Here is a 26,811-nt window from a genome sequence, read left to right on the forward strand (position 1 = left end):
TTAAATAGTGACAATATATAGCGTCGTAAATAGCGGTATTAAAAAGGTTATTTAATACATTGGTTAATTTCTTTAGAAAATGTGCGCGTATTGATTGGTTTAGAAATATATGCGCTATCGGGAATACAAAGTAAATGTTCGATATCTGATTGCAAAACAGATGCAGTAACAAAGACAATAGGTATCGCCATCGTTTCTTTATTTGATCTTAATATTTGAGCCAACTCAGAGCCTGACATATCAGGTAGTTGAACATCTAACACAATAATCTGCGGTTTTACGTCTTTAATGAGCTGCAGTGCATCATTTGCATTGATCGCAGTAAACACCTCAAATCCAGCAACGATCAGAAGATCTTCCTCGAGCAGCAAATTATTTGCATTATCATCAACGACAACTATTTTTGTTTTCATCACGTATTACCGCTTTTGTATGTTTAATAGGTAAAGTTATTTGAACGGAGGTGCCTTTATCAACACCCTCAGAGACAACATTTAAGTTGCCTCCATGAAGCTCAACTAAACTTTTAGCGATAGGCAATCCAAGCCCTGTTCCTTCTGTTACTCTTGAATAGGGGGTTTCTATTCTAAAAAAACCTTCAAATATCTTTTTTATATTTTCAGGTGCAATGCCAATGCCTGTATCCCATATGATGATGCTTATATCAGTATCATTCTGTATTGCTTTAATACCAATTTTACCGCCGTAAGGTGTAAATTTGATGGCATTAGACAGTAAATTATAGAGAATCTGTTTAATCTTGAGTGAGTCAGCTTCTATATTGTTTAAATCTTTTGAGATATCAATGCTCATTTGCAGGTTTTTGTTATTACCGGCGTTTTCTATTAACCCTGATATTTCATATAACACTTCGCGTATAGGTAACTCAGTAACGGTAAGGGTCATTTTTCCAGCTTCTACTTTTGCCATATCTAATATTTCATTAATCAATAACAGAAGGTGATTCCCGCTTACCAGTACATTTTTGACATACTGTTTTTGTTTAGGATTTAACGTCCCGAACGTTTCATCATAAAGCACTTCAGAAAAACCATTGATAGAATTAAGCGGCGTTCTTAACTCATGTGACATATTGGCTAAAAATTCTGATTTTACTTGCGCTGCTCGCTCTAAATCTTTGGTCAGTATTTCTAGTTCTTTATTGGCTTTTACTAACCCTTCTTGAATGGCATTACGCTCAGTAATGTCTTCAATAGACAGTAATATTATTCTATCTTGGGACTGTGACCGTACAATTTGACGTGCATTCAACAACATAGTCCGCCAACCAATGGTCGTAAAATCATGCTCTACTTTATAATCATCAAAACTGGTTTTTTGCGGTAAAATAGTTTCTAGTAACTCTCTTAACTTTGGAATATCCCACTGGTTATTACCTAAGTTATAGATCAGTTTACCTATCGTATCTTCTGGCTTTTCTCTAAAAAAATCATAGAATGAACGACTTGCTGTTATGACTCTTAAATGTTGATCCAATACTAACAATGGCTCTCTAACGGTGTTCACAATACTTTCTGAATATTCTGGTAATTCTATGTCGGTACTTATCTTATTCATTTTAAAATCTCTTGTACCCTAATAGGTAACCTGTATTGATTTATCGTTGTCAGGAAATAAATGCATGTAACGCATTAACGATTGAAAGTGAGTGGCTCTGTGAGAGAATGACATTCATTTAAAATGAATGTTTTTATGAATAAATGTTGATGTGCTGAACACAGTAGATATGAACTACCTACTAATAGCAAGGTATTCATTTTTACAAGTGCCAGTACTGGTCGTTAACAATGAACATTGATAGCAACCACTGATAACTACCATTGATAAAGACCAGCATGGATAATAAGGAGCATTGATAAAAAATGAACATTGTTAACGTAACAGCTATAGCGTTAAACAACATTCATTATTAGCTTTTAATTCAAGGTGTTAATCATCTAGTGTTGATTCAAATGCTTTAAGTCGTTTACGTACGGATAAAAGCTCGACAATGGTCGTCCACGAATTCACTAAATACTGGAATGAATTACTCACTTGACCAAAAGCGGTCAATATCTGCTGTAGAATACCGAAGGTGATCGCGCCGACGACAATAGTAGGGACCAATAGAATAAACACAAAGATATTATCTGCCTGTAAATACAGCATTCGCGCCACATTAAAGTACATGTAATGAAAGTATAAACGGAAGTAGTTTTTGCGTACATTTGAAAATAGTTCATTCAACGTAATAGGTGTTGCACGGAGAATATCATCTTCTCCATAAACCAATTCCTTACGAAACGCCGCTTCCACCTTTTGATTATTAAACTCTAAACCCGGTAATTTAATACCAATTAAAGCTAATAAGCCCGTGCCAAAGATAGACCAAAATAACGCAGCATAAAACAGTGGATGCGCAATCTTACCCACTATCGGTAACTCAGAGACATATTCAGACAAACTCCATAACACAGGTAAGAAAGCAAATAACGTCATAATAGCTTCTACTAATGCGACGCCAAGGTTCTCCATAATAGAGGCAAAGCGCATCGTGTCTTCTTGAATACGTTGTGAAGCCCCTTCAACATGTCTTAATTTAAGCCAATGTTGTGTGTAATACTCATTCATTGCCGTACGCCAGCGAAAGATAAAATGACTTACCAAGAAACGCGTTACCACATAGATGAAAATAGCCAAGAATGCGATCTCACCAAATATAATTAACAAATCAAATAATTGCCCCGTTGCAGTACTCGCTGCCTGAGCATCAACTGCTTTTGTTGGAGCATCATTACCAATTGGTTTTAATAAAGATTGAATTAAATCAAAGAAAGGGCGACGCCAATTATTAATGGCTACCGACACTTGTACTGAAAAGTAGGTTGAAAACAAAATAGTTGAAGAGCCAACAATGGACCACCATTGCCATTTATGCGGGGAAATTTTAAACCAAGCAAAAGCAAATAGTGCCGTACAAAGAAAGTAATAAGCATAAAATAATAAAAAAGAGTTCGTTACAAAATGCTTTAAGCCAATGACAGGTTCAGCGTCTGTAATATCAAGGCCAAATAAAGCAGCCATCTGTTCATTGTATCCATACCATACAGCGCAAGTAAGTCCGGCAAACATTAATACAGAGATGAAGAATATCTTAGGGTTGGGAAAGAACGATTTAAACATAGTGGAGTAAGCCCTTTATCAGTTTTGCACTGATTGTACATTGTTAGGCTAGGGCATCATTACATTTTCAAGATAATAGAGATAAAAATGACAAGTAATGATGAGATCTGTTGTTTGATAGCGATTGGTTAACTGAACTTAGCTGAATTGTGTAACTTACCTTGCTTAATGAAATGCTGTTGAGGATCACTGCAGTCGCTTAATGCAGTAGAGCATAGCGGTGACTTATAGTAATACTAATTTAGTTATACTGATTTTACATACAGCTCAGTGGTGTTCCGCATTTCCACCCAATACACGGAATGACTCTGTGTATCCACATGACCAAGGTTTTATCTTTATAGTTAACTAATTGATTAACCCCTTAGATTTTTAGTGTATTATCAAATTAAAATAAATAAGTGTGTTCTGTCTATCCTCCGGAAATACAGAATGATTCTGTTTAACAAGCTGTTAAATGTAACTAGAGTAGTGTTTATATGAATATAAATGATTTTTATGATGAAATTGAAAAATTTGTAACTCTACCAGGAGTTATTGATGAATTGACAGTGGAATCATTTGAGAAAGTTCAAAAATCTGAATTAGCTAATAAGCAAAAAAATATTGTATATGTATGGAGAACCCGAAAAAAATTCTCAAGGTTTAATGGTGAGAGCGACATATTATATATTGGCCAAACCAAACAAACATTTGCACAACGATATAGCACCCATTCTAAATGGATAAACACAGAGGCGAACGCATTAAAGTATCGCAATGCGATAGATAACTATGGCGGTATAACAATTTCAGTATGTGACTTCAGTAAATTTGGAAAAACATTAAAAGATGCAGAAGGTTTACTTTTATGGTGGTATTTTAAGCACCATTATGAATATCCTCCGATCAATTATACCAAAACCAAAATTCGACATAAAGAATATACTTAACAAGCACATGAAATCGGAACAAAAATAGTGATGTCTATTTCGTAACTCAATAACATTTTGTACTCTCTATTTGAGTCCGCTTATTGCGGCGGTTAAATACCTTCATTGTAAATTTTCATTATTTAAGGAATACGTTTTGAGTGTTAAGTGGGAGAATAATCAATGTCCACAATCTTTAATATCTGATATTAAAACTTATTTTTTTATTAATGAAGATGGGAATGTAGGGACTAAAAGTGGTGTTGAATTTCAAATAGATACACTATTTTCAAAAGTGAAACATAAATACGACCTTGATTATAGTGTTTTATATAAGATTTTTAAGAATGCAGTTACATCAGCTTTCAAAAGCAATAATCTTGCGAAACCAGATAACGTTCTATCAGTTTTTAAAAGTAAATGTGATGATAGCTTAAAGATCAAAAATAAATATTATCTATTAACATCAATAAACTTAAAGAATGTTTCAGTTCTTAAGCGAAGAACTATAAATGGTTGCGTTATATCTTTTTACAAAGATATTCCTAATAAATATAAAAAATCGCGATCTGAACTTATGCATAAACATAGGAAGGAGAGCTTTACAGAACAACCTCATTACCTATTTGTATCAATTTCTGTAATTGCCCCAGATGTTAAAACTGCATTCAAAAATGCTATCGGAGCTCTTGATACTCTAAGAGCTATTTTACAGTTAAACTTTTCAAAAAGTATTCCACATTTTTCTTTTAGAGAAGAAGAGAAGTATTCTAGTGATAGCATATTATCTTTAGGGCAAGTGCATAGTTTACACTTGGAAAGTGGCGCTTGTGCTTGTATAAACGTATGGTATGAACCAAATTTAAAATGTAAAACCTCAATTGAAATAGATAACTTTGAGCTAACTGAAGCTACTTTAACTCGCACCCTTAAAAAACTAAGTCATAATCCATTTTCAGAACATTTGTTTGATTCTCTTCAAAGCTACATTGTTGCCATTGATCATAGCGAACAAGAGTTTAGATTTATGAAACTATGGTCGGTTATAGAAAAATTAGTTAAAAGCGATGATACTAAAATAATAATTAAGCGAGTTTCATTTTTATATGAAAATAGAGGTGTTATTAAAGAGGTCTTGAATTCTTTAAGGCAAGCTAGGAATATAAATGTGCACTCAGGAATAAAGCCACTCAATGTTGAAATGAAAAACTTTAATCTCTGTTCATATATTGAAGATTTATTTAAATTCTTTATTGAAAATCCATTTAATTATAATAAGTTACAGATGGTTATAGATTTTATTTCTTTGCCAACAGATTTACAGGGTATTGATCAGCAAATTAAAAATTTGAAAACAGTAAAAAAATTCATTGGTGCTGTATAAACGGCACTGAATCGGGTAGCAGGAGGTATCTAATCCCAGCTCTACATAAGGATCCGCACAGAGCTGTTTATTTTATGATGCATAGTAAATGCGAATTAATTTTTTATTTTAAATAATTTCATTAAAAATGAAACTTGGATTCAGATCATAAGTGCATAACTTGAATTGGTAGAAAAGACGATCAGCTGAAGATATGCTTATCGCTTTTTCTCCGACAAGAGATACAACAATGAAAACATATAAACAACTGACCTATGCGCAACGATGCCAGATTTACGCACTAAAGAAAATAGGCATGAGTCAAAATAAAATAGCTAAACAATTGAATGTGAGTCAATCGACCCTTAGTAGAGAGTTTGCTCGTAATACAGGCAAGCGAGGTTACCGTATTAATCAAGCTCAACAAGCAACAATTAAACGCCGTATTGATGCCCGTAAAGCAATAAAAATGACATCTATTCTGATTGCATTAATAAATATAAAACTAGATGATAAATGGAGCCCTGAACAAATTTCAGGATGGCTTAAGAAAGAGCGTGGCATCAGTATTAGCTATGAAACTATTTACCAACATATTTACTCCGATAAGCGGAATGGTGGTCAATTATTCCAACATCTACGCCGAAAAGGCAAAGCTTACCAAGTGCGCAATAAAGATAAGCAAGCTGGTCGAGGTTTTATCAAGAACCGCGTTAGCATCGATGAACGACCTAGTATAGTTGACACACGTAGCCGAGTTGGTGATTGGGAAATAGATTTAGTCATTGGTAAAGGACACAGCGGCGCATTGGTGACTATTGTTGAGCGTAAAACGCGTTTTACAGTATCGACACGTATTGATGATAAATCAGCAAAGACGGTCACTGCGGCCACACTTGCATTATTAAAACCATTTGAAGATGCAGTATTAACCATCACCGCTGATAACGGTAAAGAGTTCGCTTATCACGAAGAGTTAACCAAAAAATTAAAGTGTGCAGTCTATTTTGCAGACCCATACTGTTCATGGCAACGCGGTTTAAATGAAAATACAAATGGTTTGTTAAGACAATATTGGCCCAAATCTACCGACTTTAAAAAAGTATCGAATTCATTAGTAAAAAATGTAATATTGAAACTCAATGACAGACCAAGAAAGAAATTAGATTACAATACGCCAGCCAAATTAATGGCTGAACATATGGCAGCTATAGCTGCTTAGTCGTTATGCACTTCAGAGTTGAATCTGCCGACTCAGGTAAAATTCCAGAGCAGTATCCTGATTTCGATTGATAATAAGATATAGATCTTGGACTCAACATTTTTAGATTCATTTCTCTCTATTATTTACCTAAGAAAAAAGAAAATATACTCGTTTTCTGGTAACTAACTAGAGGACATTCAAAATTTTTAGGAGTCATATTGGCTCTTCCATCTTTTAGTTATGTAGCTACATGCTAATAGGTAGTTGTTATGACTCAATCTCGCCAATCTCAGGTTTCGTTATCTGTTACATCTTACTATCACTGTATTTCACATTGTGTTCGCTGCGCTTATTTATGTGGTGAAGATATATATTCAGAAAAGTTTTTTGAGCCGTCGTCAGTTGATCATTAAGCGAATGTATTATCTGGCTTCTATTTTTAATACTCAGTTGGATAATATAAATAAAACATTTAATTTGATCTCAAGTAAATGTAAAATAACAGGAAATTAAAAAACCTATAACTTCGTTAATTTAGTATATCCAAGGAGTTCTGATGCTTAGAATCAGTAATGTAACAGAAAATGGTCAGAGCTATCAAAATGGAATTGAAGCTGGTGATTTCATTTATGAAGTAAATAGCGAAGAAATTAGAAGTGAATTTCATTTTCTGGCTATTTTAGAAAAAGCAAAGTCGACAAATCAACAAATTAAAGCAGTAATATTTAAAGACAATAAAGCTAGAATCATATACTTCGATGTTACTTCACCTTTAGGTGTTCAATTTACTAAAGATGGCAATATAGAACATTTTAAATACTCATTAGAAATTGATTTTTTCGATGTCTTTACTTTTCTGATTGTTTGGTTAGTACTTTTAATCCTAACTTTAGGTTTAGCATCTCCATTTTTTATTTAGCTAAGTTTATAATAAATAATACAGAAAAATATAAGAAGGACAGTTAACAAACTTTGGATGCCCAAAATCTATGAAGTTTAGTTCTGCCTATTAATTATTTAATAAAAATAGAAAATGCTAGTACTTGGTAATTAATGAGCTCGTTATTTAAATCTTTAGATGTATGTTGTTACCTTTAGTAAAACCTGAGCTCATTTACGGGTAAGGCTATTATTCTATGACTACCAGTCGTTTATCCGCTAATGCCATGGCTATATTCTTTTTACAATAAGCGCTTTCATTGATGAAATGCGGGTAGGTTTCTGGTGTGTCGACTCGAGTGATCTCTTCACCTTGTAGAGTAATTAATAGCGGTTCACCATGTTTGACTACTTCAAAGTCTTTGTCACAGATTGCTGGGTGGACCATCGCGTTGCGTAAACCATCTTGATCAAGTGGGATAGCAACTTCTTCTGTGAAATAAAAAGCATCATAATTTTTAAGTGAGTCTAGTGCATCAAGATTAGATTGCTCAACATAGTCTAATACTGCGTTAAGCATTTTTTGCATTAGTAATAATGTACTGTGTTGTAATGAGCCATGTGCTTGTGCGCCCACTTCTATCATCACGCCGTATTTTGCTGCCGTACACAGGTAGGCTTGCTCTTCCCATGGCTTTTCATCTTCAAAGAGTATATTTGCTTCTGGCATCTGTTGTTTAACGTATGCACCCATTTTTTTATAAAATGGATCGTTGGACAGTAAAATCAGTGTAGCGCCCATATTGCTGGTGGTATTATGCAAATCTATTAAAAGCTGATTGCCATTTTAAATGTATTGCAGGGTGTTTTTCGCCATGAACTGTTGTGAAAGCAATCGTTCATACGAGTTGGGACTTTGATCATTTTCTACACTAGAAAATTCTCGATTTAAATCGGTATCAATATAACGTGTCGCACACTCAATCGCTTTGGCATTAACCAGCGTAGAAGACGATAAGAAAGATGAACGTTGTATATTATAAAGGTTATCTTGAATTAACTTATTGATATATATGCCTGATAATTCGTTGCCATGCGTTCCTGCTAAGATTAGAACATTGTTAATTTTATTCATGTAGTCAGCCTCTAAATTAGTTATCATTGTTTTGTTATAATGTAACATTTTTTTTCTCATTATTGTCTAACTCTAGGAACAATTTAAATCTTTAATCTATCTAGGCTATAATCTCCACACTTTTATATTGAAGAATTTATTATGTCCAAATCACAAAGTAACACTAACCAACTTAAATACCTTTCTGCGTATTCTCCTCAGGTACAAGTTCAAATACAAACAATGCTTGATCATGACAAGTTAGGAACATTCTTACTTAAAAAATACCCAGAGCAACATACGGTTAATAACGATAAGTTGTTACGTGATTATGTGATGGATATAAAAAATCGTTATTTACGTAAGTCATCGCCGCTGAGTAAAATCACTTACGATAAGAAAATTCATGTGGTGAATAATGCGTTAGGTTTACATACCTTTATTTCACGAGTGCAGGGCAGTAAGTTAAAAAGCAAAAATGAGATCCGCATTAGTGAGATGTTCAAGGTTGCTCCCGAACCTTTCTTGGAAATGATTGTAGTGCACGAGTTGAGCCACATTCGCGAAAAAAATCATGACAAAGCGTTCTACAAATTATGTGAACATATGTTGCCTGATTATCATCAATTAGAGTTTGAAATGCGTTTGTATTTAACTCAGTTGGAGTTGAAAGGTGGGATTTACTAGTCGGTTTCACTGCATGACTTTTTGAGTATAACGTCACCTAGCGATGAATTGGCTAGGCGGCTATGTTGATTTAATGCTTTCGTTATTTCCTGTTATTTAGCTCTTTATTGGCTTACCTTTAAAGAATCTTTCAATTGCATCATACCTTGTTCTAAAGTTACTAAAGCTTGGTAATCAAAGTCATTTTTTGCAGCAGTAATATTAAAATAATGGCTGGTGGACAATTGCTTTGCAACAAAACGGGTCATTATCGGTTCGTTCTGATTACCCGTTTTTAAATACCACCATTCTAATAACGTACCAACCCAATAAGCGAGTTTACTTGGGACTCTTGCGGTGACCTTCGGTAAGTTAGCCACTGATAAGATGTTATTTAGCATGTCAGCCATGAAAATAGGTTGGTCATTACTGATAAAGTACGCTTTTCCTGCGCAACGTGGGCTCGATTTATTTAACTCAAGTGCCGCTAACAAGTGCGCATAGACAGCATTGTCGATATAAGTGGTATCAACTAATTTATCAACCTTCCCAACTAGCTTTAATTTCCCAGCTTTAGCACGTGCGATGACTCTTGGTACTAGATGCGGATCGCCCGGTCCCCAAATTAGATGTGGCCTTAATGAGACTGTATTGAGTTGTGCTGATTGACTATCGATGACAATTTGTTCTGCGATGGCTTTTGACAGCCCATAAAAATTAAGAAACTGTTCAGCGTAGGGCTGTGATTCATCGATGTTATTTTCGTCTTCACCACTGAATGTGACACTCGGTGTGCTGGTATAAATAAGGTTTTTTATATTATGCTGATGGCAGCCCGCTATAATATTTTCTGTGCCCGTTACGTTTGGCTCAAAATAACTGGCTTTATCACCCCAAACGCCTGCTTTTGATGCGACATGAAATACATGGTCACAGCCTGCCATTGCCTTAATGACGGCATTTTTATCTTGTAAATCACCTTGTATGAGGGTGACACCGAGCTCTTGCAGGTGAGGGTAGTCACTGCGAGCAAAGCCAATAACCTTGATATTGGCTGCACGTAGAAAACGGCATAATGCCGTCCCTAAAAAACCACCTGCACCGGTTACCAATACACATTTTGCATGTTCACTTAATTGAGTGAGCACATTTTGTTGCGCTGGTAGGTATTGTGATAACAGAAGAGGTGACACAGGCATACTATTCCTTATGGTGGGCTTGCTCATTTAGGTCGTTTGTTCGATTTGTTGTTGCGCCCAAACGGCTAATTTTTCTCTAAATATTTTTGCGTTATGTCGAATATCCATCGGGAAACTTTTATGAATAAAAAAGTCGTTAATGCCGATAGTTTGTTGATGTTGCTGAGCGATTGCTTCTAATTCATTGAACAATTGTTGTTTATTGATGTTAGCGCTTGTTACCAACTCAACACACAATGCTGGCGTCACTTTATTGTTAATCGTAATAGAAACTAATGCGCTACGTGCAATCGATGCATGGGTGTTAAAAATACGCTCACAGGGTATCGAATAGTAGGCTTTCTCTTGAGCAAGATGATTTGCTAATACTTGATGCGCTTTACGACCACACATCCATAATTTCCCATGGTCATCAAGATAGCCTAGATCACCCATACGGTGACGAATTGCATTGCCATCTTTTATCTTCGCTTGGCGCGTGGCTGATTGTCGTTGGTAATATAAGCGACTAACTTGTGGCCCTTTAACAACAATTTCACCAATCTCAAAGGGTGCTAATGCTAAATCATCATACCAATGTTCGATGTTTTGTTCTGTAATGTTAATAATGGCAATTTGTACGTTACTGATTGGGTAACCAACACAAATGCCGCCACCTTGATCGGTAATGTTAGTGGTGGTTAATAAATGTTTACTGCCCATTTTGCTAATAGGTAATGATTCTGTCGCACCATAAGAGTTGATGACTTGTGCTTCACCTGTCAACATTTTACTAAAACGATTAATTGACGCTAATGTTGCGGGTGCACCTGCAGAAATAACTCGCTTTAAACTGGGTAACGTATGCGATTTTTTTTCACCTGCTTTGCCTAATACTTCAAGCAGTGCAGGGTTAGCGAATAAGTTGGTGCATTGATATTTGTTAATGGCTGCGAAGATAAAGTCTGGATTTGCTTTAATCGGTTTACTGGCATCCATTTCCGGTACTATTGATGCCATGCCTAAGGCTGGCCCAAATAATGAAAATAACGGGAATGTGGCTAGATCTGCTTCACCTTGTGTAATGCCGTAATCCTGCTTTAACACATCAATTTGTGCTTCAAACATACGATGCGTATACACAACCCCTTTAGGAACGCCTGTGCTGCCACTGGTAAATAAAATGGCGGCCATTTGGTTGAGGTTTAACTGTTGAATAGGGTAGTGGCTATGTCGTGGGTATTGCTTTAATAGACTAGATAATTGTGTGCCACCAAAGACGGCTGGACCATCAACATTGATAACCTGTTTAATACTTTGTTTTCCCCAAGCGAATAATCGTCTTGCTAAATGGGCTTTAGGAATACCAATAAACGCATCGGGCTGAGACTCTTCAAAACATTGTTTGAGATTCTTAACGCCCATACCTGGGTCAACAAGAATTGGGATGATGCCGGCTTTAAATAGTGCAAAGGTGAGATTAAAAAAAGCAATGCTGGGCGTGACCATTAATACGGCTTTATCACCCGCTTTAAGCCCAAATTGATTTAGAGCAAAGGCAATATCATCACTTTGTTGATGTAGCTGTTGATAGTTTAATTCATGGTAAGTTAGCCCTGTGAGTGTTTTTTTTTGAACACTGATGGCTAAATCATCAGGGAATTTTTTTGATGCCGCCACTAAGTGACGACATAGATTCCCTTTTTTATTGCTAGGCTGGTTTGTGCCTCTCTTTGATGATTGACTCGCCATGGGCATTTATGGGTTTTTAGCCATAAATTTTTGTACTATATTGATCACGTCATTACTGGCATCTTCAAGGATGTAATGTCCGCAATCTGCAAATTCATGCACTTCTGCATGGGGCATTCTTTGTTTCCAAGTTGCTAGGAAATGTTTGTCGAATACAAAGTCCTGCAAGCCCCAACATATAACCGTTGGAATAGATTGAAAGTGCTTTAAGCTATTATCTATATCTTCAACTAACTGATAATTACGATCGGTTTTTAACAGTGGAATATCTTGTACAAATCGTAACGTAGAAATACGATTCTTCCATGAGTTAAAAGGAGCAACATAGGCTTTACGAATGACTTTTGGCATTGGCTTACGTTTCACGCCTACATAGGATGCAATCGATGAAAATGCATTAAAACCACGAACTAACACGGTTCCAAGATAAGTATTTCTACAAATCCATAATGGGATTGGAAACTTTTTGGTGTTAGGCAGGTTAAATGCGGCTGTATTTAAAATGACTAGACGTTTTATACGATCTGGATAACGTGCTGCGTAACCCATACCTATCATTCCACCCCAGTCATGTACGACCAAGGTAATGTTTTGTTTAATGTCTAAATGGTCTAATAATTTATCGAGATCATTAATACGCTGATTTAATGTGTAATCATAATCTGCATCGGACGGTTTATCTGATAGGCCACAACCAATATGGTCAGGGACGATACATTGATATTGCTGGCTTAATTCAGTGACTAAGTTACGGTAGTAAAAAGACCAGCTCGGATTACCGTGTACCATCACAACAGGTTCACCTTTACCTTCATTCAGGTAATGGTATTTTTGACCGTTAAGGTCTAAAAAGTTTCGTCTGAAAGGAAACAAACTATCAAAATTCATACTACCACTCCAATCCAAGCATCATACAATTCAACCCACTGCCTATTCCTAAAAAGCTAACATTCTGACCTTTTTGTAGGAAACCATTCTCATCTGCTAACGCGGCTGTTACAGGTAAAGATACTGTGCCCATGTTGCCTAAATATTGAAACGTTGGGTATTCTTTTTCAGCTGGAATACCTAACGCGGTTAATACTTGTTTTTGATTCGCAGAACCCACTTGATGGCATATTACTTTATCAACACTATCAACGGACCATTGTTGCTGTGTTAAAAAATCTTTCCAGGTATCAAGTGCTAATGCCACGCCTTCTTTTAACAGAGGAACGGCATTAGTACGCATGAATTCACGATGTAATTTAAGACCGACTTCTTGTAAGCCCCATTTACATAAGTCATGATGCTCTGGCGCTGAAAGGTGACTTGCACCTAATAGTTTATGTTGACGTTCATTTTTAAGCGGTAAAGAACCATCGGTCAGTAATACGGCAACAGCACCTGAACCGCCTGTTAAGGTAGCAAGTGATTGAGAAAAGTTTTGAATGCTTGGATTTGACAGCATGTTATCGATAGTAATATCAACAATATGACGAGCTGATTCACATGAAACCACTAAGCCGGCTTTAATTTGGCCTAATTCAATGCGATTAGCGATGTCTAAGATACCTGACAACACACCTAAACATGCGTTACTAATGTCATAAATGGCAGTGCTTCTGTTCACACCTAATTCAGCGGCTATACGACAAGCGGTTGCTGGTTCGTGTTGGTCACGACAAACACCAGTATAAACAACAGCGCCAATATCATCGACATTAATGCCTGTTTCATCTAATGATTTCTTCGCCGCTTCAATGGCTCCATCGGACAAACGGTGATCAGTTGGCCACCATCTTCTTTCTTCAATGCCTGTTAATGCAGCTAGCTGACCAGCAGGAATTCGTAGTTTTTGATATAAAGGTGCCAGGCGAGACTCTAAATCTTTACTTGTGACCACTTCTGGGGCTAATTCATAAGCCATACTATTAATATAAACGCGGGAATATTTCATTAAGCTGCAATTTTTCTCATTAATTTTTTATAAAGGACTATTTTATTTACCCTTAAACCGGAGCAGTAGATTACCGTAAATTGTGCTTTTAACAAAGTCCAATCCTGAGCTCACTTCTAATTACTACCAATTTATGTATAAACAGCCTGTTTTTTAATCTTTTAAAGCTTTGTTTTTAAGCATGTAGTTTATCCATTGTCGTGGAATTTGCATCCTTTTAACTATATTCTTATCCAGAGGTAAGCTTTCATTGTTAATGTCACTTGCCAATAATTCGCCTAATAAAGGCGCACTACATAAACCTCTCGACCCTAATCCTGTTAATAAATAAACCCCAGATAATACCGTTAAGTTTTTATTGGTTGACGAGGCAAGCTCATAATTTTGCTTTAATTGATTGTAATCTGTTAATGCACCAACATACGGGAAATGATCCCTTGTTGTACAGCGGACTCCTACGTGTGCTTGCTCGTTAACGGTAATCGAGTCAACCCAAGGTTTGTTTGCAATACATTTTTTGAGTTTTTGATGGTTGTCGATTTGTTCCGATGCTCGATATTCAATATCTTGATCATGGCGTTTAAAGGTTGCACCCATACAATGCTCACCTTGAATGCTTGGTGTTAAGTAACCTTCATGGCAAAGCGTGCGCTTTAAAGAAGATAATGTAGGGTTAGTTTTAATGTGGCTGACTTGACCTCGAGCAGCAGAAAGCGGAACTGCACGGCACTGATCAAAGGTTAAAGTATCAAACCCAGCGGCGATAACGAGGGTGTTATGTGTATATTCTTTTAATTGGTTAGTTGAGTCTAATGTATTAGTGACTGCTGCTTGTAACAACCATTCGGTTGATTCTGGTTGTTGTTCGTGCAAACTCGGTTGCTCAGAAAAAGTGTTAATTTGATGATGATAGTGAATCGTTACATTGCTAAATTCATTTAATTTTTTATGCAAAGAGGTTATTACTTCTCTTGGGCTTAACCAACCACCTGTCGGATAAAATAATGCTGGATGGTCAATGCTCACACCCGCTAATTGATTTGTGATTTCAGGTGTTATCCAATGTAGTAGCTGCTCTGGTAAGTTAGCATCGTTTATTTTTTGTAGTTTTTTGGTGGAACTTGGATCATAAGCAAGTTGGATAACACCATTAAATTCGTGAGCAAATGGGTATTGGTGATCAATCTCTTTATAAAAATTAAGGGCATATAAATAAGCGTTCGCGAATAACTGACCTAATTCGTCGTGCTGTTGGTTTAATAGAGGATAGAGAGCGCCTTGTAAGTTACCCGATGCGCCAGTGCCTAAGTGATTATCTTTTGTATAGATAGTGACTTTATTGCCTCGTTTTGCCAAAGACAACGCAGTGCATAGTGCTGAAATACCTCCACCTATAATGGCAACATCTTTAATAGCTGCATCTTTAATAGAGGTATTGGCTTGATGTAATGGCGCTGATAAATCTTGTTTAGTTTGTTCAGTAGCGGGGAGTGTGCGTAATTCACCTAATAAAATGTCACTTTGTTGCTGGTAACCTTTATCAATTCTTACTTGAAAACCTGATTTTATTAAAGTATTTTTAACCAAGCTTGATGTGGTTAAAGCACTTAACGTGGCTTGTTTTTTAGAGTGTTTAGATAGGTTGTCACAGAATGTTTGATGTTCCTTTGTAGCCTCTTCGCTGAGATGCAATGTATTAAGGAACCAAGCATCGGCTATTCCGTCATTGCAGCCATTTATATTATTGAGTTGTTGATTTGTATCGCCAAACCATAAATCTAATACTATTTGTCCGTCGTTAAAAGATAATCGATGACAACCGATCAGCTTAATTGGGTATTGTGCAATCAATGGTTTTATTACATCTGCAAACTGCGGGAACTGTTGAAGTATATGAGTAAGCTCTTCAATACTAAGGGGAGTTTGTTCAAAACTAATATAATGTAAGCGTTGAAGCCTTGCATCGGGATGCTTCTTTTGGAAATTGAGGAAGTGTTGTGCGGTATTGATAAAGTTAATGGCACGTTCAAACCCTATCTCAACAATACAAAATAGAGGACTTGAAAACGATTTCCATCTTTTAAGTAAGAAATTCCCGTCACAAAATACATATTGAGATATGTTAATTGCTTTATCTTTGTTAAAATGAGCGCTATCAAATTGGTTTGAATGTGCTTCTAACTGATCTGACCAGTAAAGTTGTGATTGCTTAATTATATTGTTTTTATCTTGAGACAAGTTATATTCCTCTATATATGCGATCATATTTTATAAAAGTCAGGTTGATTTAAGAAAATTGGTTCACACTTGATGATCATATAATTAGTCCCTCAAGCAATAAAGGCTTAATAATGAAAAGAGCAGTAATTACAGGTATCGGTATTGTTTCTAGTATTGGTAACAATAAAGAAGAAGTTTTAGCATCACTTAAAAGTGGCCAGTCAGGCATTACATTTTCTGAGCAATTTAAAGAAGTGGGAATGCGTAGCCAAGTTTGGGGTGATTTAAAAATCAATCCTTCTGAGCATATTGACCGTAAAGTAATGCGTTTCATGGGTGATGCAGCTGCATACACTTATTTGTCAATGCAACAAGCAGTTGCTGATGCTAATTTACCAGAAGACATGGTTTCAAATGTGCGCACTGGTTTAGTGGCAGGTTCTGGCGGTGGTTCTTCAAAAAACCAAGTTGATGCATGCCAAATCATGAAAGAGAGAGGCGTACGTCGTGTTGGCCCTTATATGGTTCCACGTACGATGGCGAGTACTACCTCTGCTTGCGTAGCTACGCCATTTAAAATTAAAGGTATCAACTACTCAATGAGCTCTGCTTGTGCAACGAGTTCACATTGTATTGGTCACGCGCTTGAACAAATCCAACTTGGCAAACAAGATATTGTTTTTGCCGGTGGTGGTGAAGAGTTAGATTGGACAATGGCTTGTGAGTTTGATGCGATGGGCGCACTTTCAAGTAAATATAATGAAACACCTGATAAAGCATCTCGTACTTATGATACAAAACGCGATGGTTTTGTTATCTCTGGCGGCGGCGGTATGGTTGTTGTTGAAGAACTTGAACATGCACTTGCTCGTGGCGCTAAAATTTACGGTGAAATCGTAGGTTATGGTGCAACTTCTGACGGTTACGACATGGTTGCTCCATCTGGTGAAGGCGCGGTACGTTGTATGCAACAAGCACTTTCAACAGTTGAAGGTAAAGTTGATTACTTAAACACTCACGGTACATCAACACCGGTTGGTGATGTTAAAGAGTTAGAGGCAATTAACATTGTATTCGCTGATGGTGCTCCAAAGATTAGCTCTACTAAATCACAAACTGGCCATTCATTAGGTGCAGCTGGTGTTCATGAAGCTATTTACAGTTTATTAATGATGGAAAATGATTTTATTTCTGCTTCATGTAATATCGATGAAGTTGATGAAAAAGCAGTTAATCTTCCAATTGTTAAAAACAAACCTGAAGCAGCTAAATTAGACATTGTTATGTCTAATAGTTTTGGTTTTGGTGGAACAAATGCAACATTGGTCTTTAAACGTTACAAATAAGCTATCGTTTAATGCATAAAAAAGGAGCCTTGGCTCCTTTTTTTCGTTTGGTTATAAGTCAGGATAAATAATGAAAATTTATATTGATGAGAATGTACCGTACGGTAAAAATTTCTTTGATTCTTTTGGTGAAATAATTACCTTTTCTGGACGTGATGTCACGCCTGAACAAGTAAAAGATGCTGATATATTATTAGTTCGTTCAATCACTAAAGTTGATCAAACATTGTTAAGCCTGAACGACAAGATCAAGTTTGTTGGCACGGCTACGATTGGCACTGACCATATAGATTTAGATTACTTACAAAAGCGTAACATTGCATTTAGTAGTGCGCCTGGGTGTAATAAAATATCCGTTGCTGAATACGTATTAAGTGCCTTGTTGGTGTTAGCTGAAAGCAAACAATTTGAATTGGTTGATAAAAGTGTTGCTATTGTTGGCGCGGGTAATACTGGTAGTGCAGTTTACAAATGTTTAACTGGATTAGGTGTTCGTTGTAAATTATATGATCCACCTTTACAAGCAGCGGGTGATACCAGAGCGTTTTGTGAATTTTCTGATGTCTTAACATCAGATATTATTTCATTACACGTCCCTAAAACAATGCAAGGTCCCTTTAAAACTTTCCATCTGTTTGATGAGTCGGTATTACAACAACTTAATCCAGAACAGATATTGATTAATGCTTGTCGTGGCGAAGTGATCGATAACCAAGCGTTATTAACATTAGCAACACAACAAAAAACACCAACATTAGTGTTAGATGTTTGGGAAAATGAACCTCATATTGAAAAAGCCTTGTTGCCTTTTGTTACGTTAGCAACACCGCATATCGCAGGTTATAGCTTAGATGGTCGTGTTCGTGGTACGGAAATGCTATATCAAGCACTCTGTCAATATTTAAAAACTGAAACGCTTTTAAATAGTAATGACTTTATCGTTAAAGCAAAGATTAGCCAAACTGATATCCAATCATCTTTAACATCAGAATTATTAAAATCTTTAGTACATTTGATATATGATGTGCGCAGAGATGATGCCTTATTTAGAAATAAAGTTAATCAAATAAATGGTTTTGATCAAATGCGTAAAAATTATCCTGAACGGAGAGAGCTTTCTACGCTTTCGCTTAATTTTATTGATCCTATCCATCAGAATTCACAACAAATCAATTTAAAGCAAATTGGTTTTACTGTTAAAAACAAATAAAAGGTCAACATGAACAAAGAATATAATATTGCACTTATTGGTGAAATTGACGGTTGTATTGAAACGACGTTAGAAGTGTTATTAAAACGTGACTTTGCAATTAATAATATTTTCCCTTTAAATATTGGCGAGTCAGAAACAGCCTCTGTTATGTATTCAGGTAAACCAGTTGATGTATTAGAGATTGAATCATTTGATTGGCAACAAGTGGATATTGCTTTGTTCCTTGCTGATCGTGATGTCGCACAACAATGGATTCCGATTGCAAAAGAACACTGTGTTGTTATTGATATCAGTGGTTACTATTTGGAAGATGCAGCAGTACCTTTAGTACAAATGGGTATTAATGATGATGACATTGCGCGTTACAGTGATTCAAATATTATTGCTATTCCAAGCCCTGAAACAGCACAATTAACCTTAGCGATTAAACAAATCCATCAAGAAGTAGGTATTAAACGTGTGACAGTTGCTGGTTACCAATCTGTATCATGCATTGGTAAAGTTGGTGTGAGCGCCTTAGCAAGTGAGACGGCACTTTTATTGAATGCTAAAGCCATTGAACAAAAAAGATTTAAACAACAAATAGCATTTAACATCGTGCCGCAAATTGATGAATTCAATGAAGATGGTATTACATTTTCTGAATTACGTTTAGCTGCTGAAACAAGACGTTTATTAAACGACCCTGAAATGGTTGTTTCGACTACGCAAGTTGTTGTACCGATGTTTTATGGCTGCTCTCAAGCGGTTCATATTGTTACACATTACCCTGTAGAGCTTGAAGAAGTCGCAAACGCATTGCATCACAGTGATAATATTGTACTTGCTCCGTCTGTGGGTGATTATGCTAATATGATCGACGATGTTGTAGGTAATGTTGAAGTACATGTTGGACGTCTACGAAAAGATACTTGTGATGCCGCTGGTATTAACATGTGGGTATGTGCAGACAATGTTCATTACGGTATTGCAACAAATGCAGTATTAGTAATGGAGAAGTTAGCCTATACTTATTTGTAAATAGTATTTTGATAGGCTAGGTCTCAACTCTAGCCTTTTTATTTGTTTTAAAAGATCTTCTATTGATTGTCCTAGTTTATTATATAAATAATATTATTTTGCTTTTCCCTCACAAGGATCGTTTATGAATCGCATTTTGCTTGGTCTTGTTTGTTGCTCTCCGTTGTTATTTAGTGTGCCTGTACAAAGTGTTGAACTTATTGGGCCTAATGAAGAGGTTGAAATACAACAAACTGTTGAAGCAACTCCAGCATCTACCGCTTCATCGGTTACGCCAATAAATACACCGATAAAGTATGGACCAATTAAAAGTTCTGAAACGTTATGGTCAATTGCAACTCGACTTAGACCTAATGATAATGTGTCAGTTTATCAAACCTTAGCTGCTATTTATAAATCAAATCCATCCGCTTTCCGTCAAGGTGATATCAATAAAATTATTGAATCATCTGTGATCAACATACCTAGCCCCGCATTAATCGCACAACAATCTAATGCTGAAGCTTACGCGCTATTAAAACCGACACCTAAAGTTAACAAACCAGCTCCAAAAGAGCTGCCTGTTGCGACACCTGAAGCCGTAAAAACGGATGTCAAAAATAACGTAGAACCTACATTTGTGCCAATTGATGATGCTAATGTAGAGGGGTTGAAAAAAGACTTAGAAGATAAAGAGCAGACGTTAACTCGTAATGAAGAACAAGTAGCAAATCAAGAAAAAGAACTTGCTTTGTTAAGTGAGCAATTAATTATTGCTACAGAATCTAACCAACGTTTAAAGTTAAAACTACAGCCGTTAAGTGATCAAATAGCTTCTCTTTCAGAGCAAGTCGAACAAGATATAAAGGTTCAGAAAGAGCTTCAAGCACTGATTGATCAATATAAAGCACAAATTGATGCTATCGAAGAGCCTCCGTTCAGTGGTCCTGGTATTTTAAATACTATTTTACGTGCTATTAGTTCATCAACTTCTATTTTAATTTTTGCTATTTTATTCCCATTGTTATTATTAACGGGCATTTTCTTACTGATTCTACGTTTAAAATCCAAGCGAGAGCTGGCTTTACGTCAACAAGAACTTGCTGAATCAACTTCCATTCTAAGTGAAGAGAAAAGTGAATTTGATACGTTATTAGATGACGATTTAGATATGCCGCCTTTACCTGATGATCTAGATGATAGTGACTTCATTGTTGACACATCGATGGACGATATTGCTGAAGTTAATGATGATGACATCAGTAATAGTGAAGAGAGTGGAGTTGAAGCGCTTCAGGAAGATATCACTGAGCAAGTAAATAACGTTGAAGAAGTGGTCGATACTGAATTAATTGATGATGAAACACCTGATATAGATGAAAATAATGACAATGAGTTAGACTTTGATCTTGATGCGATTATTGATGGTTCAGATGATGTCATTGATTTGTCTGAAACAGATTTAAATTTAGAAGATACTGATCAAAGTGATTTAGATTTAGCAGCCCAGTGGGAGTCTGAACTCGCACAAGCTGAACCTGAATCTGATATTGATGAATTAGTGGATATTGAAAGCGCTTTATCAGAAGGCGTCCAAGAACCAATAGAACTTGATTTATCAGATGAAAATAATGCAATCGAAGATATCGATTCATTATCATCAGAAGTTGAAATAGAAACGTTATCTGAGGTCGATGAACAAAAAATAGATGACGTTCTACCTGATACGCTTGAAGAAGACATTTCTACCGATATTCCTACTGATACTGATATAGATGAATTACTTGAGTCGGCTGATGAAGATGTTACAACTGACGTAGATGAATTACTTGAATCGGTTGATGAAGACGTTACAACTGACATAGATGAATTACTTGAATCGGCTGATGAAGACGTTACAACTAACGTAGATGAATTACTTGAATCGATTGATGAAGAAGTCATTGAACAAGAAGCTGTACCTGAATCAATCGATGAAGAAATGGCCGTTGATGTTAAAGAGCCAGAAGTCTTACCTGAGATTCCAGTAGATGCCGATACATTAGCAAAACAATTAAGTAATGGTGCGTTTAATGAAGATGTCGCATTACCAAGCTTTGATAAAAATGATGATAAAGGTTTCATCGATATCGATACCTTGCTAACCGGTAATGAAGGTGATGATGTTACAGAAGAAGATTTTAATTTAGAATTTGGATTAGATGAATTTCCTGATGTCGTCGATTCATTTACGGAGTTTGATACTGATGCCGATGGTGTTGCTGCACAGTTAGATCTGGCACACGCTTATTTAGAGATAGATGAAAAAGAAGGTGCAAAAACGATACTAAATAAACTGTTAGAAACTGCACCAGAAGATAAACTAAAAGAAGTTAAAAAATTACTGGCTAGAATTAGTTAATGTAATTTGTTTTAATTTAAACGATTCAATTAAAAAATCGTTCGATAAAGTCATTTCTAAAGCCAGCATTGCTGGCTTTTTAATTAAAATGGACATAAATATGCGCCCAATCATTTTGGATGTAGAAGGTCATCAGTTAACTGAAACTGAACAAGAATACTTAGGTCATCCTCTCGTTGCTGGTGTTATTTTATTCACTCGTAACTTTGATAATATTTTACAATTGAAAGAACTAGTACAACAAATTCGACTATACGCTAAACAAGATATTATTATTTCGGTTGATCATGAAGGAGGGCGTGTACAACGTTTTCGTGATGGATTTACTGAGTTGCCTTCTTGTGGTTCTCTGGTTACAAATTCATCATCAATGGATGAAGCATTAAGTTTAGCGAAAGCAAGTGCATTTGTTATGGCCAGTGAATTACTTGCCTGTGATATTGATTTAAGCTTCGCACCTGTTTTAGATATCAATGGGATATCTGATGTAATTAGAGAACGCGCTTTTAGTGATGATAAAGACCAAGTCTCTCAATTAGCTTCAGCGTATATTGAGGGAATGAAACTAGCAGGTATGTCTAGCACGGGTAAACATTTTCCTGGGCATGGCAGTGTAAAAGCAGACTCTCATATTGCGCTACCAGTGGATAACCGAAGTTTTGAACACATTTCTAAGCATGATATGCAGCCGTTTGCTGAGCTAATTAAAAGTAATAAATTAGATGCCATCATGCCGTCACATGTTGTTTATGCACAATGTGACGATTTACCTTGTGGCTTTTCTTCGTATTGGTTACAGAAAGTATTGAAACAAAAGCTGGGTTTTACAGGGGCTATTATTAGCGATGATATTTCGATGCATGGAGCGAGCTTTGTGGGCAATCATTTATCTCGAGCAAAAGAAGCGATTAATGCAGGTTGTGATCTTATATTAGCTTGCAATGATACACCTGCAGCAATGACCATTTTAGATGGTTTACAAGTCACTAATGATGGTAATGAAACACTGATAGCCTCTTTGTTGGCAGATAAAAATAAACTATCGTTGCCTTTACAACATAATGTTTATTGGGCTGAGAGTAGACGCTTATTACTCGATTTTAACGCAAGCCACTAAATTAGGTTAAGATAGCGTTAAGCAATATTTGCACTATTAATAAGTTTATTTAGACTAATATTATATTAACTTAGTGTCTTATTAATCTCGTTATTAATGTGACCTTGTTAATAATGAGATGTTTAAGTCATATCACGCAATGGTATAAAAGGCGGAATTAAATACATGATCATCTATCTACATGGTTTTGATGCAACGAGTCCTGGTAATCACGAAAAAGTGATGCAATTAAAGTCTATCGATCAGGATGTTCGTTTTGTGCATTACAGTACGATCCAACCAAAACAGGACATGAGCCACATATTAAAAGAAGTGCATCATCATATTAAAAGCACTGATGATAGTGTTCCCTTAATCTGTGGTGTGGGTCTTGGTGGTTATTGGAGCGAAAGAATTGGTTTCTTATGCGGCATTAAGCAAGTCATATTTAACCCTAACCTGCATCCTGAAGACAATATGGTTGGACGAATTGAATGGCCAGAAGAGTATTTCGATATAGATACAAAGTGTGTCAGCGATTTCCGACGTGAAAATGAAAGTAATTGCTTATGCATTCTTTCAACTGTGGATGATGTACTTGATAGTGAAGTAAGTAATCATGAACTGGCTGAATACTACCCGATTATTTTTGACCAAAATCAAGGTCATAAATTTACAGATATTACAGCGCATCTAGCAACGATTAAAAAATTCAAAATAGATAAATAAATCTTTAAACACCGAACTATATCAGCTCAACACTATAAACCTGCTTAATGCAGGTTTAACTTCAAATGAAAAACTATCCTATAATTTATGTTAAATAATCTCATTCTGGTTAATGAAAGCAGAAATATATTTAAAAACATAAGATTATCTTTTTTGACAATACAATGGCGGTAGTTTTACGTCGTTAAAAGCAAATTATTGAAGCAATAACGGGTTGTTGAGAGATAATTTAACGTCGAAATAGCGGTGCTTGCTTATCCAGAACCGAGGTTAAATAACTCAAATGCGACTTCATTCGCAATCAAACGTAAAATAAGGTGACTTAGCGCCCATTTTTTTATAACCTTACTTTTCGTAAAGTACGATGTAGATCAACTTTTTTTATAAAAAATATTTTTTCGATAGAGATAAGAGTGTTTTTTGTAAAAAATTTAATTTTATTGAGGTCGTTATGAAGAAAATTGTAATTGTAGGTGGCGGTGCTGGCGGTTTAGAGTTAGCAACAAAATTAGGTAATAAGCTTGGTCGGAAACAAAAAGCACATATTACGTTAGTTGATAAGAATAGTACCCATCTTTGGAAACCCTTGTTACATGAAGTGGCGGCAGGATCTTTAGATGATGGTATTGATGCTGTTAGTTACAGGGCACATGCAACAAATCATTCATTTAACTTTAAATTAGGTGCGATGCGCAATTTAGACCGCGTTAATAAAACCATTTCAATCGACCCTTTATTCGATGAAGAAGGGCGTCAAATTTTACCTGAAAGTCACCTTGAGTATGACATTTTAGTTATGGCCTTAGGCAGTGTTAGTAATGACTTTAATACTAAGGGTGTTAGCGATCATTGTATCTTTTTAGATAGCCCTCAACAGGCTAAAAAATTCCACCACCGTATGTTAAATAAATATTTACAACTAGGTGTTAAAGAAACTAATTCGGTTAACGTTTCAATTATTGGTGCGGGCGCAACTGGGGTAGAGTTATCTGCTGAGTTGTACAATTCACTTAAACAAGTGTCTAGTTATGGTTTTTCACACATCAAAAGTGCCGATTTACGCGTTAGTTTAATTGAAGCCGGTGATAGTATTTTACCCGCTTTACCAAAACGAATCTCAGCGTCTGCACATCGAGAACTTCTTAAACTAGGCGTTGATGTACGTACTAACACTATGGTCACGGAAGCTAATGAAGAAGGGCTGTTAACCAAATCTGGTGAATTAATCAAAGCTGATTTAATTGTGTGGGCTGCGGGTATTAAAGCGCCTGATTATTTAAAAGACTTAGCCGGCTTAGAAACCAATAGAATTAACCAGTTAATTGTTAAACCAACATTACAAACTACATTAGATAACGATATTTATGCGATTGGTGACTGTGCAAGTTGTGCGTTGCCTAACGCCGGTTTCGTGCCTCCTCGTGCTCAATCTGCTCATCAAATGGCATCATTGGTTGCTAAAAATATATTAGCGACTCTTAAAGATAAACCATTAAGCGATTATAAATATACGGACTATGGTTCTCTCGTTTCATTAAGTAACTACAGTACGGTAGGTAGTTTAATGGGAAGCTTGATGCAAGGTTCTATGATGGTAGAAGGGCGTTTAGCTAAAGTTGTGTACGTTTCTTTGTATCGTATGCATCAAGTTGCCTTACACGGTTACATTCGTACGGGGTTAATGACCATTGTTGAAAAAATAAATAGAGTGTTACGTCCTCGATTAAAGCTACATTAAAAGTTACATTAAAAGTTACATTAATGTGTAGTTAATCTTTTACTTTATAAAAATGCCTCACATTGTTGAGGCATTTTTGTAACTAAATATCTTTTTATTAACCAACGTATGAATGTATTTTTGCTTTGATTGATAATTAACTTAAATCAACTTTATCTTTATTTAAAACAATCTCTTAATTGCTTACTTTTAAGTATATAAATACAACTCCAAGCAACAACGACTAATTGAATGGATGCCGTTATAGAATACATAAAGTGTTCTGTATACAGGTAATAAACTTGTAAAGCTAAATCACCCAATACGCCTGCAATAAGTAAAGAAAAGCAAAACGGCCAACATTTTAAAGCCCAACTAGATTGCGCATGACGACGCCCTGAGACCAAAAATATGATCAATGGGAATAAGCCAATGATTAAGCCCAAATAAAAGTGCATTTTATCGGGATAGAATATTTGTAATAATTTATTACCCGTTTGTTGTGATGCAACTGAGATAATGAGAAGCATCCAAGTTCTAGATAAAAACAATAAAATATACAATAAAAGTGGTGGTGCTTTTAAATCACCGGCTTCCGTATAATGTTGTAATGCATAGAGACGTTGTTTCATAATTTGCTCGATATTTTATAATTATTATTATTTAAATGATCATTCATACTGTGTCGAATATCCCTATAAAAATACATGCTACCATCAAGTAATGGGGGCCAATATTGAACTTAACAAGCCTAGTATTTCATATAAGATAAATAATTTGAAAGATTGAAAGAGGTGTATGTTGGAAAGAAGGTGAGAAAATTTCCCACCCATGCGTCATTCAACATAACGTTGGGTGGGAGATAAATTAAAAGTAAAAGTAGATTAGTCCCTGTTAATAA

Annotated in this window: 21 protein-coding genes and 1 pseudogene; 12 read left to right on the forward strand and 10 right to left on the reverse strand. The window is 35.9% G+C overall.

All coding sequences use genetic code 11. The features are described from left to right. Positions 1-47: 47 nt before the first annotated feature. The 3 genes from Q0794_RS06925 to sbmA all read right to left on the reverse strand — a co-directional run bounded on the left by Q0794_RS06925 (position 48) and on the right by sbmA (position 3,183). On the reverse strand, positions 48-413 hold the full coding sequence (locus Q0794_RS06925) for a response regulator (RefSeq protein ID WP_298941008.1): 366 nt from the start codon (positions 411-413) through the stop codon (positions 48-50). Beyond that, entirely contained in the window at positions 388-1,578 is a 1,191-nt protein-coding gene (locus Q0794_RS06930; protein WP_298941009.1) for a PAS domain-containing sensor histidine kinase, read from the reverse strand. Before Q0794_RS06930 ends, Q0794_RS06925 begins: the two co-directional genes overlap by 26 nt. Before the next feature lie 372 nt (positions 1,579-1,950). Further along, positions 1,951-3,183, reverse strand: coding sequence for a peptide antibiotic transporter SbmA (gene sbmA, locus Q0794_RS06935; protein WP_298941010.1), 1,233 nt, complete (start codon positions 3,181-3,183; stop codon positions 1,951-1,953). 479 nt (positions 3,184-3,662) lie between these two features. Between sbmA and Q0794_RS06940 the strand changes: the two genes are divergently transcribed. The 4 genes from Q0794_RS06940 (at position 3,663) to Q0794_RS06955 (ending at position 7,580) form a co-directional block, all read left to right on the forward strand. Then, complete coding sequence (locus Q0794_RS06940) at positions 3,663-4,115, forward strand: hypothetical protein (RefSeq protein WP_298941011.1); 453 nt, start codon at positions 3,663-3,665, stop codon at positions 4,113-4,115. Positions 4,116-4,251: 136 nt separating this feature from the next. Next, positions 4,252-5,478 (forward strand): hypothetical protein, encoded by a 1,227-nt coding sequence (locus Q0794_RS06945; RefSeq protein WP_298941012.1) that lies wholly within the window; start codon positions 4,252-4,254, stop codon positions 5,476-5,478. A 229-nt stretch (positions 5,479-5,707) separates the two neighbouring features. Then, a complete protein-coding gene (locus Q0794_RS06950) occupies positions 5,708-6,679 on the forward strand; it encodes an IS30 family transposase (protein ID WP_298941013.1) in 972 nt (323 codons plus the stop codon). 538 nt (positions 6,680-7,217) lie between these two features. Beyond that, on the forward strand, positions 7,218-7,580 hold the full coding sequence (locus Q0794_RS06955) for a hypothetical protein (RefSeq protein WP_298941014.1): 363 nt from the start codon (positions 7,218-7,220) through the stop codon (positions 7,578-7,580). A gap of 210 nt (positions 7,581-7,790) precedes the next feature. Here Q0794_RS06955 and Q0794_RS06960 read toward each other — a convergent pair. After that, positions 7,791-8,735, reverse strand: a pseudogene (locus tag Q0794_RS06960) (aspartoacylase). A gap of 81 nt (positions 8,736-8,816) precedes the next feature. Here Q0794_RS06960 and Q0794_RS06965 point away from each other — a divergent pair. After that, positions 8,817-9,341, forward strand: a complete 525-nt coding sequence (locus tag Q0794_RS06965; protein WP_298941015.1) for a M48 family metallopeptidase — start codon at positions 8,817-8,819, stop codon at positions 9,339-9,341. 104 nt (positions 9,342-9,445) lie between these two features. Here the strand turns inward: Q0794_RS06965 and oleD are convergent, their stop codons facing one another. The 5 genes from oleD to mnmC form a co-directional block, all read right to left on the reverse strand. Continuing rightward, a complete protein-coding gene (oleD, locus tag Q0794_RS06970) occupies positions 9,446-10,519 on the reverse strand; it encodes a 2-alkyl-3-oxoalkanoate reductase (RefSeq protein ID WP_298941016.1) in 1,074 nt (357 codons plus the stop codon). 27 nt (positions 10,520-10,546) lie between these two features. After that, the gene (gene oleC / locus Q0794_RS06975) at positions 10,547-12,250 is read right to left on the reverse strand and encodes an olefin beta-lactone synthetase (RefSeq protein WP_298941017.1); all 1,704 of its coding nucleotides are present in this window, start codon (positions 12,248-12,250) and stop codon (positions 10,547-10,549) included. Positions 12,251-12,256: 6 nt separating this feature from the next. After that, the gene (locus Q0794_RS06980; protein WP_298941018.1) at positions 12,257-13,138 is read right to left on the reverse strand and encodes an alpha/beta fold hydrolase; all 882 of its coding nucleotides are present in this window, start codon (positions 13,136-13,138) and stop codon (positions 12,257-12,259) included. 1 nt (position 13,139) lies between these two features. Beyond that, positions 13,140-14,189 (reverse strand): 3-oxoacyl-ACP synthase III, encoded by a 1,050-nt coding sequence (locus tag Q0794_RS06985; protein WP_298941019.1) that lies wholly within the window; start codon positions 14,187-14,189, stop codon positions 13,140-13,142. 153 nt (positions 14,190-14,342) lie between these two features. Next, positions 14,343-16,427: an FAD-dependent 5-carboxymethylaminomethyl-2-thiouridine(34) oxidoreductase MnmC gene (mnmC, locus tag Q0794_RS06990; RefSeq protein WP_298941020.1), complete on the reverse strand. Its 2,085-nt coding sequence runs from the start codon at positions 16,425-16,427 to the stop codon at positions 14,343-14,345. A 113-nt stretch (positions 16,428-16,540) separates the two neighbouring features. Here mnmC and fabB point away from each other — a divergent pair, with 113 nt between their 5' ends. From fabB to Q0794_RS07025, 7 genes are all read left to right on the forward strand, one after another. After that, positions 16,541-17,755 carry a beta-ketoacyl-ACP synthase I gene (gene fabB, locus Q0794_RS06995; RefSeq protein WP_298941021.1) on the forward strand — a complete coding sequence of 405 codons (1,215 nt, stop codon included), beginning with the start codon at positions 16,541-16,543 and terminating at the stop codon, positions 17,753-17,755. A gap of 70 nt (positions 17,756-17,825) precedes the next feature. Then, entirely contained in the window at positions 17,826-18,965 is a 1,140-nt protein-coding gene (locus tag Q0794_RS07000) for a 4-phosphoerythronate dehydrogenase (RefSeq protein ID WP_298941022.1), read from the forward strand. A gap of 9 nt (positions 18,966-18,974) precedes the next feature. After that, on the forward strand, positions 18,975-19,988 hold the full coding sequence (locus Q0794_RS07005; protein WP_298941023.1) for an aspartate-semialdehyde dehydrogenase: 1,014 nt from the start codon (positions 18,975-18,977) through the stop codon (positions 19,986-19,988). Positions 19,989-20,112: 124 nt separating this feature from the next. Then, positions 20,113-22,368 (forward strand): FimV/HubP family polar landmark protein, encoded by a 2,256-nt coding sequence (locus tag Q0794_RS07010; RefSeq protein WP_298941024.1) that lies wholly within the window; start codon positions 20,113-20,115, stop codon positions 22,366-22,368. 100 nt (positions 22,369-22,468) lie between these two features. Next, on the forward strand, positions 22,469-23,485 hold the full coding sequence (gene nagZ / locus Q0794_RS07015; RefSeq protein WP_298941025.1) for a beta-N-acetylhexosaminidase: 1,017 nt from the start codon (positions 22,469-22,471) through the stop codon (positions 23,483-23,485). 165 nt (positions 23,486-23,650) lie between these two features. Next, complete coding sequence (ycfP, locus tag Q0794_RS07020; RefSeq protein WP_298941026.1) at positions 23,651-24,193, forward strand: alpha/beta hydrolase YcfP; 543 nt, start codon at positions 23,651-23,653, stop codon at positions 24,191-24,193. A 451-nt stretch (positions 24,194-24,644) separates the two neighbouring features. Then, positions 24,645-25,931 (forward strand): NAD(P)/FAD-dependent oxidoreductase, encoded by a 1,287-nt coding sequence (locus Q0794_RS07025; protein WP_298941027.1) that lies wholly within the window; start codon positions 24,645-24,647, stop codon positions 25,929-25,931. Positions 25,932-26,089: 158 nt separating this feature from the next. Here the strand turns inward: Q0794_RS07025 and Q0794_RS07030 are convergent, their stop codons facing one another. Continuing rightward, on the reverse strand, positions 26,090-26,542 hold the full coding sequence (locus tag Q0794_RS07030) for a DUF2919 domain-containing protein (protein WP_298941028.1): 453 nt from the start codon (positions 26,540-26,542) through the stop codon (positions 26,090-26,092). Positions 26,543-26,811: the final 269 nt, after the last annotated feature.

Origin of the sequence: uncultured Psychromonas sp., assembly GCF_947489755.1 — a bacterium.
Classification (GTDB): domain Bacteria; phylum Pseudomonadota; class Gammaproteobacteria; order Enterobacterales; family Psychromonadaceae; genus Psychromonas.